Origin of the sequence: Microbacterium sp. MM2322, from assembly GCF_964186585.1 — a bacterium.
GTDB lineage: Bacteria > Actinomycetota > Actinomycetes > Actinomycetales > Microbacteriaceae > Microbacterium.
Genome location: NZ_OZ075067.1, coordinates 1081768 through 1094210, shown reverse-complemented (window position 1 = coordinate 1094210; position 12443 = coordinate 1081768). Strand labels below are relative to the sequence as shown.

At 69.6% G+C, this 12443-nt stretch carries 14 protein-coding genes and 1 tRNA gene; 2 read left to right on the top strand and 13 right to left on the bottom strand.

The annotated features are described in order from the left end of the window. Positions 1-26: 26 nt before the first annotated feature. A tRNA-Pro gene (locus tag ABQ271_RS05335) sits at positions 27-100 on the bottom strand. Between the two features lie 187 nt (positions 101-287). Between ABQ271_RS05335 and ABQ271_RS05330 the strand changes: the two genes are divergently transcribed. Then, on the top strand, positions 288-791 hold the full coding sequence (locus ABQ271_RS05330; RefSeq protein WP_349310465.1) for an O-acetyl-ADP-ribose deacetylase: 504 nt from the start codon (positions 288-290) through the stop codon (positions 789-791). A gap of 41 nt (positions 792-832) precedes the next feature. Further along, positions 833-1204: a S4 domain-containing protein gene (locus ABQ271_RS05325; protein ID WP_349310464.1), complete on the top strand. Its 372-nt coding sequence runs from the start codon at positions 833-835 to the stop codon at positions 1202-1204. Here ABQ271_RS05325 and ABQ271_RS05320 read toward each other — a convergent pair. The 12 genes from ABQ271_RS05320 to ABQ271_RS05265 all read right to left on the bottom strand — a co-directional run bounded on the left by ABQ271_RS05320 (position 1196) and on the right by ABQ271_RS05265 (position 12433). Next, positions 1196-1585 (bottom strand): DUF2809 domain-containing protein, encoded by a 390-nt coding sequence (locus ABQ271_RS05320; RefSeq protein ID WP_349310463.1) that lies wholly within the window; start codon positions 1583-1585, stop codon positions 1196-1198. The genes ABQ271_RS05325 and ABQ271_RS05320 overlap by 9 nt on opposite strands. Next, complete coding sequence (locus tag ABQ271_RS05315; protein WP_349310462.1) at positions 1582-2478, bottom strand: NUDIX hydrolase; 897 nt, start codon at positions 2476-2478, stop codon at positions 1582-1584. The genes ABQ271_RS05320 and ABQ271_RS05315 overlap by 4 nt, the downstream gene beginning before the upstream one ends. A 170-nt stretch (positions 2479-2648) precedes the next feature. Continuing rightward, a complete protein-coding gene (der, locus tag ABQ271_RS05310) occupies positions 2649-4178 on the bottom strand; it encodes a ribosome biogenesis GTPase Der (RefSeq protein WP_036308425.1) in 1530 nt (509 codons plus the stop codon). After that, the gene (gene cmk, locus ABQ271_RS05305) at positions 4175-4852 is read right to left on the bottom strand and encodes a (d)CMP kinase (protein ID WP_349310461.1); all 678 of its coding nucleotides are present in this window, start codon (positions 4850-4852) and stop codon (positions 4175-4177) included. The genes der and cmk overlap by 4 nt, the downstream gene beginning before the upstream one ends. Next, positions 4845-5960 carry a prephenate dehydrogenase gene (locus tag ABQ271_RS05300; protein ID WP_349310460.1) on the bottom strand — a complete coding sequence of 372 codons (1116 nt, stop codon included), beginning with the start codon at positions 5958-5960 and terminating at the stop codon, positions 4845-4847. Before ABQ271_RS05300 ends, cmk begins: the two co-directional genes overlap by 8 nt. After that, the gene (locus tag ABQ271_RS05295) at positions 5957-6739 is read right to left on the bottom strand and encodes a pseudouridine synthase (RefSeq protein ID WP_349310459.1); all 783 of its coding nucleotides are present in this window, start codon (positions 6737-6739) and stop codon (positions 5957-5959) included. The genes ABQ271_RS05300 and ABQ271_RS05295 overlap by 4 nt, the downstream gene beginning before the upstream one ends. Beyond that, positions 6736-7341 (bottom strand): SMC-Scp complex subunit ScpB, encoded by a 606-nt coding sequence (locus tag ABQ271_RS05290; RefSeq protein WP_349310458.1) that lies wholly within the window; start codon positions 7339-7341, stop codon positions 6736-6738. Before ABQ271_RS05290 ends, ABQ271_RS05295 begins: the two co-directional genes overlap by 4 nt. Next, positions 7331-8185: a ScpA family protein gene (locus tag ABQ271_RS05285; protein WP_349310457.1), complete on the bottom strand. Its 855-nt coding sequence runs from the start codon at positions 8183-8185 to the stop codon at positions 7331-7333. Before ABQ271_RS05285 ends, ABQ271_RS05290 begins: the two co-directional genes overlap by 11 nt. Beyond that, a complete protein-coding gene (locus tag ABQ271_RS05280) occupies positions 8169-9002 on the bottom strand; it encodes a ParA family protein (protein ID WP_349310851.1) in 834 nt (277 codons plus the stop codon). Before ABQ271_RS05280 ends, ABQ271_RS05285 begins: the two co-directional genes overlap by 17 nt. 145 nt (positions 9003-9147) lie before the next feature. Continuing rightward, entirely contained in the window at positions 9148-10071 is a 924-nt protein-coding gene (gene xerD / locus ABQ271_RS05275) for a site-specific tyrosine recombinase XerD (RefSeq protein WP_349310456.1), read from the bottom strand. A gap of 7 nt (positions 10072-10078) precedes the next feature. Beyond that, on the bottom strand, positions 10079-10729 hold the full coding sequence (locus tag ABQ271_RS05270; protein WP_349310455.1) for an NUDIX hydrolase: 651 nt from the start codon (positions 10727-10729) through the stop codon (positions 10079-10081). Between the two features lie 3 nt (positions 10730-10732). Further along, positions 10733-12433: a CTP synthase gene (locus ABQ271_RS05265; protein WP_349310454.1), complete on the bottom strand. Its 1701-nt coding sequence runs from the start codon at positions 12431-12433 to the stop codon at positions 10733-10735. Positions 12434-12443 lie beyond the last annotated feature (10 nt).

The following is a 12443-nucleotide window of genomic DNA, read 5'->3' as shown; positions in this document are numbered from 1 at the left end:
CTGTTGAGATTCCGGGCCTCGTCCGGTCGGGATGACAGGATTTGAACCTGCGACCCCTTGACCCCCAGTCAAGTGCGCTACCAAGCTGCGCCACATCCCGGTCCGTTGCCCTTGCGGACAACTCCACTATCCTAACCGGTCCCGGGGCCGCCCGCGAACCGCCACGGGGTTCCGCGTGTCCGTTACCGCCGCTACTCTGCCCGCATGACGCCGATATCCACCGGGCCCACTCAGTCAGATACCGCTCGTTCCGGTGCCGAATGCCCCCTTGTCGCGAGGGCATTTGCATGAGTCGTGTCACAGCCGTCCGCGGCGACATCACCCGCCAAAAGGTCGACGCCGTCGTCAACGCGGCGAACCGCGCCATGCGTGGCGGCGGCGGAGTCGACGGCGCCATCCACCGTGCGGGCGGGCCCGAGGTCCTCGCCGACTGCATCGCGCGCTTCCCCCACGGCCTCGCGACCGGGGATGCCGGGTGGACGACCGCCGGCGATCTTCCCGCCCGTTGGGTCATCCACGTCGTCGGCCCGAATCATGCGGCAGGCGAACGCGACCGCGACCTGCTCATATCTTGCTATCGCCGCGCTCTCGACGTAGCCGACGAGCTCGGCGCCACGACCGTCGCCATCCCTCTCATCAGCGCGGGGATTTACGGCTGGCCACTCGACGACGCGGTCGACGCTGCCGTCACGACACTGGCTGAGACACCGTCGAGCGTGACCGAGGCTCGCATCGTCGCCTTCGACGAGGCCATGTTCACCCGCGTCGAACGGCGGCTCGCGGCATCCTGACCCGACCTACGATGGAGCCACCGGACAGAAGGAGGACGGACATGGCGGATGCCGTTCGCGTGGACTCCTGGCTGTGGGCGGTCCGCGTCTACAAGACTCGCTCGGCAGCGACGACCGCATGCCGTGCGGGACATGTGCGCGTCAACGGTGACAAAGCCAAAGCCGCCCAACAGGTCAGGATCGGCGACGAACTGCGCGTGCGCATCGCGGGGTTCGACCGCATCCTCGTCGTCCGCCAGACCCTCACCAAGCGCGTCGGCGCTCCCGTCGCCGCCGTCGCCGCGGAGGACCGCACGCCCGTGCGTGAGCCGGTCGCCATGGTCGCCGTCCGCGACCGCGGAGCCGGCCGGCCGACCAAGCGTGAGCGACGCGACATCGAACGGCTCCGCGGGCGCGACCTCGACTCAGTCTGAGAGCCGACGTCGCCGCGGGCGGCGCACTGCGGCATCCGTCCCCGCGATGGCCAGGGCCGTCACGCCGTAGACGAGCAGGTCGCGCGCGTCGAAGACGGTGCCGAACACGAGCACGATCGGCGGCCACTCCCCCGCCCACCGCACGGGCAAGCCGGTGAGTTGGAAGAGCTCCACCCCCACGCACCACACCAGCACGATCGCGCCGACGAGCCACGACGACCACCGCGGGAACAGCGCGACAAGTCCGCCCCAGACGGCGATGACGTAGAGCGCGTCACCGGCGATGTCGGATGCCGCGGTGTCCGCCGCGCCGACGTGCACAGCCAACCCCGCGGCCACCGCCACCAGAACGACAGCGACCCCGAGGAGCCTCCGCCTCACGCCCGATCCCGCAGCCAGGACGCCCCACGCACCTCGGCGCCCACCGCGACCGCCCGCTCGCCGAGCGCGCGGTCGCTGGTCACGAGCAGGACTCGCTCTCCGTCGCCGACGCGCCGCCGCGCCTCGGCGACGAGCGTGTCGTCACCCGCGGCATCCGCCCGCACCACCTCGACGGCGCCCGGTCGATCGGGGGCGCTCCGCGCCTCACCCTCGAGCACCGCGACGACTGTCGGATACCAGGTGTCTCCGGGGAGGGAGAACTCCGCTGCGGCGACTCCCGCCCGCGAGAAACCGTCGAGCCGATCGAGCAGACGCGTTGCAGCACCGGCGCGATCGCGCCACCATCCGTCGGGAACCGACCCGACCACGTTCGCCGCGTCCACGAGGACGGTCGGCCGAACGGCGAGCAGATCACGCAGCGGCGGCCAGGAGGCGGAGAACCCGGGGTGCAGAGGCAGCGAATCGACCTGGTCGAGCGGCACCCACTCGAGCGCGTAACTTTCGGGATCGGCGATCACCGGCTCGAACGGCCGGACCACGTCGGCAACCAGGGTCGTGTACGACCAGACGTCCAGATCGAGCACACTGGTGAAGCGCGGCAGCAGCGCCTCGCCGGGCACACCGGCCTCTTCGTGGGACTCGCGCATCGCGGCATCCGTCGCGCTCTCGCCCTGATGACGCGCGCCGCCCGGGATGCCCCACGTGCCGCCGTGATGGCTCCACGCGACGCGGTGCTGCAGGAGCACGCCGCGCTCACGATCGTGCGCGAGCAGACCCGCTGCGCCGAACCGGCCCCAGTACTTCTCACCGGCATCGGTGATCACCCACGCATCGCCCGGATCGCGGGGGCCGGTCGGGCGCGGTGGCCCGCTCGACGGCTCCTCGATCCTCATGCGTTCACCCTCTCACGCGCACGGCGGCCGGGCGCGGCATCCGTCACGTCCCGGAACAGATCCCCAGCTTCGCCGACGAACAGAGAGGAGATGACGCTTCGCGAGGACCGGTTCGACCGGATGCCTCCTCGCGACGCGTCATCTCCTCTCGAAGCGACGGCGGCAGAGCGTCAGCGCTGGCGACGCTCGCGCACGCGCATGTTCGTGATGATCGGCGTGCCCTCGAAGCCGAAGATCTCGCGCAGGCGCCGCTGGATGAACCGGCGGTAGCCGGGGTCGAGGAACCCGGTCGTGAACAGCACGAATGTCGGCGGACGAGTCGACGCCTGCGTCCCGAACAGGATGCGGGGCTGCTTGCCGCCGCGGAGCGGGTGCGGGTGCTCGGCGATGAGTTCGGCGAGGAACGCGTTGAACTTGCCGGTGGGGATGCGCTGATCCCACGACTCGAGCGCGGTCTCGAGCGCCGGGACGAGCTTCTCGAGGTGGCGTCCCGTGCGGGCCGACAGGTTGACGCGCGGCGCCCACGTGACGTGCGCGAGGTCCTGCTCGATCTCCCGCTCGAGGTAGCGCCGGCGATCGGCGTTGTCCATGTCGTCGTCGTTGAGACGATCCCACTTGTTGAAGGCGAGAACGAGCGCGCGGCCCGACTCGAGGACCAGGTCGATGATGTTGAGATCCTGCACGCTGATCGTCTCGGTCACGTCGAGGACGACGACAGCGACCTCGGCCTTCTCGAGCGCGGCGCTGGTGCGGAGCGATGCGTAGAAGTCGGCACCCTGCTGCAGGTGCACGCGACGACGGATGCCGGCGGTGTCGACCAGACGCCACAGCTTGCCGCCGAGCTCGACGACCTCGTCCACCGGGTCACGCGTGGTGCCGGCGAGGTCGTTGACGACGACGCGCTCCTCCCCCGCAGCCTTGTTCAGGAGCGAGGACTTGCCGACGTTCGGGCGGCCGAGGATCGCGACCCGGCGCGGTCCGCCGAGCTCGTTCTTCGCCACTGCCGAGATCTCGGGGAGCACCTTCATGACCTCGTCGAGGAGGTCGGCGACGCCGCGACCGTGGATCGCCGACACCGGGTGCGGCTCGCCGAGACCCAGGTTCCAGAGCGCCGCAGCCTCGGGCTCGTGGCGGGCGTCGTCGATCTTGTTGGCGACGAGGAAGACCGGCTTGTCGGTCTTCCGGAGCATGCGGACGACCTGCTCGTCGGTCGCCGTCGCGCCCACCATGGCGTCGACGACGAACATCACGACGTCGCAGAGTTCGATCGCGATCTCGGCCTGCGCGGCGACGGAACGGTCGATCCCCTTGGCGTCGTGCTCCCAACCGCCGGTGTCGACGAGGGTGAACCGGCGGTCCATCCACTCGGCCTTGTAGCTCACACGGTCACGCGTGACACCCGGGGTGTCCTCGACGACCGCCTCGCGACGGCCGAGGATGCGGTTCACGAGTGCGGACTTGCCGACGTTCGGCCGTCCGACGATCGCCACCACGGGAAGGGCGGGCAGCAGCTCGACGACCTCGCCGCCGGCGGTGAAGCCGGCGAGGAGCTCATCGTCGTCCTCGTCGAGCTCGTAGTCGGCGAGCGAGGCGCGGAGGGCGGCGGCACGCTGTTCGGCGAGTTCCTCGTCGAGGTTGGCGAGCTTCTCCTCGATGCGGTCGGGGCCGGCTTCGTATTCGTAATCGTCTTCGGCGCTCATCGCGAGCCTTCCGTTCCCGACCGCACGACGTCCATGACGGCGTCGACGGTCTGTGCGAAGTCCAGGTCGGTCGAGTCGACCACCGTCACGCCGGGGGCGGCGGTGAGGAAGTCGACGACCTGGGAGTCGGATGCGTCGCGCTTGTGCAGCGCGGCGGCGACAGCCGCGGCATCCTGTGAGGTCAATTCGGCGCTGCGCCGGGCGGCGCGCACCTCGGGGGCGGCGGTCAGGAGGATCCGGACGGGAGCATCGGGGGCGACGACGGTGGTGATGTCGCGGCCCTCGACGATGACGCCGGGACGGCCGGACTCCGCCACGAGGCGGCGGAACAGCACGTTCACCTGCTCGCGGATGACCGGCACCCGCGCGACACCGCTCACAGCGGAACTCACGTGCGGCTCGCGGATCGCGTCGGTGACGAGGGTGTCGCCCACGCGCACCCAGTACTCATCGGGGTCGAGCGAGATGGCGTAGTCGAAGTCGCCGGCCGCGTCGACGACGGCGGCGGCGGCGGAGGTGTCGGCGCCGTGCTGGAGAACGTGCCATGCGAGCGCGCGGTACGCGGCGCCCGTGTCGAGGTAGCCGTAGCCGAGTCGACGCGCGGCCTCCTTCGACACGCTGGACTTCCCGCTCCCGGCGGGACCGTCGATGGCGATCGTGATGGGGTCAGTCATTGAGGCTCGCAATCTTCCACCCGCGCGCCGCGAGACCGTCGGTGGCGACGGTGACGGCGGACGGGACGACACTGATCTCGCCGAGGCCGAACTGGGCTCCGGGCGAGTGCTCGAGACGGAAGTCCTCGACGTTCACCTGGAGCTCGCCGAGGTCGCCGAACAGGCGTCCCAACTGCCCGGGGGTGTCGTCGACCATGACGACCACGGTCTCGAATCGACGGTTCTGGCCGTGCTTTCCGGGGAGGCGTTCGACGCCTTCGTTGCCGCGGCGGATCGTGTCGGCGACAGCGCGTCGCGATCCGGGCGCATCCGGCTCGCGGAGCGCTCCGGCGACCGTCGTCAGATCGGCGGCGAGGGCGTCCAGGACATCGACGACCGGCTGCGAGTTCGCGCCGAGGATCTGCACCCACAGCTCCGGAGCGGATGCCGCGATGCGGGTCGTGTCGCGAACGCCCTGGCCCGCGAGACGCAGCGATGCGTCCTCCGCGCCGACGAATCGACCGGCGAGGAGGGATGCCACGAGCTGCGGCACGTGCGAGACGAGAGCCACGGAGCGGTCGTGCTCCTCGGGCGTCATCTCGACGAGGCTCGCACCGAGGTCGAGCGCGAGGCCCTCGACGACGGCCAGGTCGCGCGCGGAGGTCTCCTCGTCGCGGCAGATGACCCACGGCCGGCCGAAGAAGATGTCGGCCCGCGCCGAGATGGCACCGCCGCGTTCGCGGCCGGCCATCGGGTGCGAGCCGATGTAGCGGGAGAGGTCGACGCCGCGCTCGCGGAGCACGAGGAGCGGCTCGAGCTTGACGCTCGCCACGTCGGTGACGACCGCGTCGGGAAAGGCGGTGAGCTCGCGCTCGATGACATCGGCGGTCACGTCCGGCGGCACGGCGACGACGACGAGGCCGGGTCGGTCCTCATCGCGCGCGACGCGCCCCGCGCCGTAGTCGACCGCGAGACGCAACTGCGCGGGTGATGCGTCGGCGAGGACGACGTCGACGCCGAGGGCCCGCAACGCATGCCCGATGCTCGAGCCGAGCAGACCGGCGCCGACGATGCGGACGACGCCGCTCGTGCGGACGGCACGGGCGCGCGCGTCGATGGCGTCGGTCACAACTGCTCCTGAGTGGGGTCCCCGGGCGGGGTGTCCGCCTGGCGCGCGAGAGTCAACAGCGCACCACGCTCCACTGTAGTCAATTCGCGTGCGCGGCCCGCTGGGAGCGTGCCCAGGTGCAGTGGGCCGAACTGGCGTCGTACCAGCTCCTCAACGGGGTGACCGACCGCGGCCATCATGCGACGAACGATCCGGTTCCGCCCCGAGTGGAGAGTGAGTTCGACCAGGCTCGTGTCGCCGCTCGCGTCGAGCAGTCGCGCCTTGTCGGCCGCGATCGGGCCGTCCTCGAGCTCGATGCCCTTCGTGAGCTGAGCGATCGTCTGCGGCAGGACACGGCCCGAGACCTTCGCGATGTAGACCTTCGTCACGCCGAACGACGGGTGTGCGAGAACGTGCGCGAGCTCGCCGTCGTTGGTGAGGACGAGGAGGCCGCTCGTCTCGGCATCCAACCGCCCCACGTTGTAGAGGCGCTCGGGCCAGTCCGCGGTGAAGCGGCGCAGATCGGGACGGCCCTGGTCGTCCTTCATGGAGGAGACGACGCCGGTGGGCTTGTTGAGGACGACGTAGCGCTTGCTCGTGTCGAGCTGGATGGCGGTGCCGTCGACGTCGACCTGGTCGGTCTCCGGGTTGACCCGCGAGCCGAGTTCGGTGATCACGACGCCGTTGACCCGCACGCGTCCCTCGACGATGTACTGCTCGCAGACGCGGCGAGAGGCGACGCCCGCATTCGCGAGGATCTTCTGCAGGCGGACGCGGTTCTCGTCGGACTGGTCGTTCATCGGATGGTCTCTCCTTCGAATCCCGCGGAGCCGTCGTCCAGCAGCGGGGAGATGGGGGGCAGCTCGTCGAGGGAATTGATCCCCAGGTGGCCGAGCAGCGCGTCGGTGGTGCGGTAGTTGATGGCCCCGGTCTCGGGGTCGGTGAACGCTTCTGTGATGAGCCCGCGCGCGAGGAGCGTCCGGACGACGGAGTCCACGTTCACGGCGCGGATCGACGCGACCTGACTCCGCGACACGGGTTGCTTGTAGGCGATGACGGCGAGGGTCTCGAGCGCGGCCTGCGACAGTCGCGAGGGCGCCTGTCCGTTGACGAACTCGGCGACCAGGTCGTCGTGTTCGTCCCGCACATAGAACCGCCATCCCCCGCCGACTTCGCGGAGTTCGAAACCGCGGCGCGGTCCGGAACGTTCGCCGTCATAGTCGGCGACCAGGTCGTCGACGGCGCGACGCACAGCCACGACGGGTGCTCCGACGGCGGCGGCGAGCGAGACGAGGCTCTGCGGCTCGTCGATGATCATGAGGATCGCCTCGAGGCGTCGTGCGATGTCGCCGGGCTCCTGCGAGCGGGGCGGCGCCTCGGTCTCGGTTGCGTCATCGGTCATAGTCGGCTCCCAGTGTGGCGAGGTTCTCTTCGGACCAGCGGTCGGCGGTCCAGCGCAGCGTCAACTCGCCGAGCGGCTCCAGCTGCTCGAACGAGAGCGCGGCATGGCGATAGAGCTCGAGGACGGCGATGAAGCGCGCCACGACCACGCCGGTCTGCGTGACACCCGCGACGAGCTCACGGAAGTTGAGCTGACCGGCATCCCGCAACAGCGTGACGACGATCGCCGCCTGCTCCCGGATCGAGACGAGCGGCGCGTGCAGGTGGTCGAGCCCGACGTGCGGGATCTCCTTCGGCGCGAACGCGAGCATCGCGATGGCCGCGAAATCGTCGGGCGACAGCGTCCAGACGAGTTCAGGAACAGCTCGTCGATGCTTCTCGTCGAGACGCACGGCCCGGGTGTGGCGTTTGCCTTCGCGTTCGAGGCAGCGGGCGAACCACGCGGACACTTCCTTGAACGCGCGATACTGCAGCAACCGTGCGAACAGCAGATCTCGGGCTTCCAGGAGGGCGACGGACTCGGCATCCACCAGTTCGCCCTGGGGCAGAAGGCCTGCGACCTTCATGTCGAGCAGCGTCGCTGCGACGACGAGGAACTCGGATGCCTGGTCGAGGTCGGCGTCGTCGTCGAGTCCTTTGAGGTACGAGATGAACTCGTCGGTCACCTCGCTGAGCGAGACCTCGGTGATGTCGAGTTCGTGCTTCGAGATCAGGGTCAGCAACAGGTCGAAGGGCCCGTCGAAGTTGCCCAGCGAGACACGGAATCGATCTCCCGCGGCCTCGGTCGTGTCGGCCGGAGAAGGCGCGGCGTCGGCGTCGGGGCCCTCGTCAGGCGACGGCGCCACGGGAGACCAGCTCCCGCGCGAGGCGCAGGTATGCCTGGGCGGCGGAGTGCTCGGGAGCGAACTTCGTGATCGGCACACCGGCGACGGAAGCGTCGGGGAACTTCACCGTGCGGCCGATGACCGTCTCGAGCACGTCGTCGCCGAAGGCGTCGACGACTCGCTCGAGAACTTCGCGGGAGTGCAGGGTGCGGGGGTCGTACATCGTGGCGAGCACGCCGTCGAGAGTGATCGCGGGGTTGAGCCGGTCGCGCACCTTGTCGATCGTCTCGATGAGGAGCGCCACGCCGCGGAGGGCGAAGAACTCGCACTCGAGCGGGATGAGGACGCCATGGCTCGCGGTGAGCGCGTTGACCGTGAGCAGTCCGAGCGAGGGCTGGCAGTCGATGAGGATGACGTCGTAGTCGCCGGCGACCTTGCGGAGGACCCGCGCGAGGATCGTCTCACGCGCGACCTCGTTGACGAGGTGCACCTCGGCCGCCGACAGGTCGATGTTGGCGGGGAGGATGTCGAGACCCTCGACCGACGTCGAGACGATGACTTCGTTCGGGTCGCGCTTCGGGTCGAGCAGCAGGTCGTAGATCGTCGCAGACTCGTGCGTCTGCACACCGAGGCCGGCCGACAGTGCGCCCTGGGGATCGAAGTCGACGGCCAGCACGCGACGTCCGTAAGACGCGAGTCCGGCCGCCAGGTTGATGGTCGTCGTCGTCTTGCCGACGCCGCCCTTCTGGTTGCAGAGCGAGATGATGCGGGCCGGACCGTGGCCGTCGAGCTTCGGAGGGGTCGGGAAGCCGTGGTAGGGACGACCCGTCGGCCCCATCGGGGCGTCGGTCGTCACCGCCGAATCGCCGTCCGCCGTGCTCCGCTTGCTCGCCACTGATCTCCCGCCTTCGCCGTGCTCACCCGAGTCTAGTCATCCCATCGCAGGGCGCCGTGGAGCGACTCCCCCGCAGACGCGACCGGGATCACCGAGCGCGGGGATGCGAGGTGAGATACACGTCGCGCAGGGCGTCGACGGTCACGTGCGTGTAGATCTGCGTCGTCGCGACGGACGCATGACCCAGGAGTTCCTGGACGACGCGGACGTCGGCGCCGCCCTGCAGCAGATGAGTCGCGAAGGAATGGCGGAGCGTGTGGGGAGACACGTGGGCCGCGATCTGGGCACGTTCAGCCGCCTGCTGGATCACGAGCCACGCACTCTGCCGCGACAGGGCCGCACCCCGCGCACCGAGGAACGCGCGCGAGGTGGCGCGGCCTCGGCGCGACAGCTCTGGCCGCGCTCGGGTCAGGTAGGCATCGACCGACGCCCGGGCGTACGACCCGACGGGAACGATCCGTTCCTTCGAGCCCTTCCCCCGCACGCGCAGCACATCGCCGTGCATCAGGTCGTCGACGTCGAGGTCGATGATCTCCGACACGCGCGCGCCGGTCGCATAGAGGAGCTCCAGAAGAGCGCGGTCGCGGAGCCCGATGAGCTCGCCGGGCGCGGCATCGGCGGGCGCAGGGCCGGCGGCATCCAGGAGCCGGATGACGTCGTCCACGGGAAGAGCCTTCGGCAGACGCATCGGCGCCTTCGGGGGCCGGAGCTTCGTCGTCGGGTCGTCCGTCACGATGCCCTCGCGCGCCAGGAAGCGGTGGAAGCTGCGAATCGCCGACTGCAGCCGTGCCAACGACGTCGACGCGGGAGGGGGGTCGGATGCTGCGCGCTCCGCCGCGAACGCCGTGACGAGCTCGCCCGTCACGGCGTCGGTGTCGTCGACGCCGCGTTCGCTCAACCACGCGAGGTATCCGGCGAGGTCGCGCCGGTACGCCGAGACGGTGTGCGCCGACAGGCCGCGCTCGATCGTGATGTGCCGGAGGAACGCGTCGACGGCGCGCGCGAGCCTCATCCGGGCCTCAGCCCTGCGGTCGGTCTGCGCCCACCGGACGCGACCGCCCCGGCCACTGTGCGTCCGCCGCGCCGAGCGTCGTCCACTGCCGAGAACGTCCCGCCGCGGCCGCAAGGGCGGCGATGACGAGCGAGGGGTTCTGAAGCTTCCGCGCGAGGACCGCGTCCACGACCTCATCCAGGTGCACCCAGCGCACCTCGATGTCGGCCTCTTCCTCGGTGCGCGCGAACGTCTCCGGGGCGACGGAAAGACCACGCGCGAGGTAGATGCGGATCGCCTCGTCGCTGCCGCCCGGGCTCGTGAAGAAGTCGGACAGGACGTCCCAGCGCTCCGCGGTCAGATCGGCCTCTTCGGCGAGCTCGCGCTGGGCCGCCTCGAGCGGGTCCTCCCCCGGCACATCGAGCAATCCGGCCGGGATCTCCCATTCGCGGAAGCCGACCGGGTGGCGATACTGACGGATGAGGAGAGCACGTCCCTCCTCGTCGAGGGCGAGCACGGCAACGGCGCCGGAGTGATCGACGTACTCCCGCACGATCGAGCCGTCGCCGTAGACGAACGCATCGCGGCGCAGGTTCCACACCCGCCCCTCGAACACCGTCTCCGACTGCGTCACCTCGACGGTGACGGCGTCGTCCTGCAGGGGCGCGGCATCCGTCATGCGTCAGTCCTCGTTCTCGACGTCGAACAGCTCGCTCGCGCGGTGGCGGTCGAGCGCTGCGGCGATGAGACCGCGGAACAGCGGGTTCGCCTCGGTCGGGCGCGAGCGGAGCTCGGGGTGCGCCTGCGTCGCGATGTAGTACGGGTGGACGTCACGGGGAAGCTCGACGTACTCGACGAGGTCGAGGTCGGGGTTCAGGCCCGAGAACCAGAGGCCCGCATCCGCGATCTGCTGGCGGTACGTGTTGTTGACCTCGTAGCGGTGCCGGTGACGCTCGGTCGCACGGTCCGAGCCGTACAGCTCGGCCGCGAGCGACCCTTCGGCCAACGCGGCCTCGTACAGGCCCAGGCGCATCGTGCCGCCCATGTCGCCGCGGTCGAGGATGTCGACCTGCTCCGCCATGGTCGCGATGACCGGGTGCGTCGTGTCGGGATCGAACTCGCTCGATGAGGCATCCTCAATGCCGGCGACGTGGCGGGCGTACTCGATGACCATGCACTGCAGGCCGAGGCAGATGCCGAGCGTCGGAAGCCCCTGCTCGCGGGCGAACTTGAGGGCGCCGAGCTTACCCTCGATACCGCGGATGCCGAACCCACCGGGAATCACGATCCCGTCGACGGCGGAGAGGGCTTTCGCGGCGCCCTCCGGCGTCTCGCAAAGATCGGAGGGGATCCAGACGATCTGGACCTTCGTCTCCTGGGCGAAACCGCCGGCCTTGAGCGCCTCGGTCACCGACAGGTACGCGTCGGGCAGGTCGATGTACTTGCCGACGAGGCCGACGGTGACCTCGTGCTTGGGGTTGTGGACCGCGTTCAGGACCTTGTTCCAGCGGGTCCAGTCGATCTCGCCCGCCTTGGCGTCGAGGCCCAGGCGGCGCACGATGTACGCGTCGAGACCCTGATCGCTGAGCGTCGAGGGGATGTCGTAGATGCTGGGCAGGTCGACGGTGTTGATGACCGCGTCCTCGTCGACGTCGCACATGAGCGCGATCTTGCGCTTGTTGGACTCCGTCACGGGACGGTCGCTGCGCAGAACGAGCGCGTCGGGCTGAATGCCGATGGAGCGAAGCGTCGCGACGGAGTGCTGCGTGGGCTTGGTCTTCTGCTCGCCCGATGCGCCCATGAACGGCACGAGCGAGACGTGCACGAAGAAGACGTTGTCGCGGCCCAGCTCGTGGCGGATCTGCCGCGCCGACTCGATGAACGGCTGCGACTCGATGTCGCCGACGGTGCCGCCGACCTCGGTGATGATCACGTCGGGGCGGGGCTCTTCGCTCGCCTGCAGACGCATGCGGCGCTTGATCTCGTCCGAGATGTGCGGAATGACCTGGACCGTGTCGCCCAGGTACTCGCCGCGGCGCTCCTTCGCGATGACCTCGGAGTAGATCTGGCCCGTCGTGACGTTCGCCGCCTGGCTCAGCTCGATGTCGAGGAAGCGCTCGTAGTGGCCGATGTCGAGGTCGGTCTCGGCGCCGTCGTCGGTCACGAAGACCTCGCCGTGCTGGAACGGGTTCATCGTTCCCGGGTCGACGTTCAGATACGGGTCGAGCTTCTGCATGACGACGCGGAGACCGCGCGCGGTGAGAAGGTTACCGAGACTGGCGGCGGTGAGGCCCTTGCCGAGAGACGAAACGACACCACCCGTCACGAAGATGTGCTTGGTGATGTCGTTGTTTTTGCGTCCCGCGCCCGAAGAGTCCGTCACGGGCTTTCAC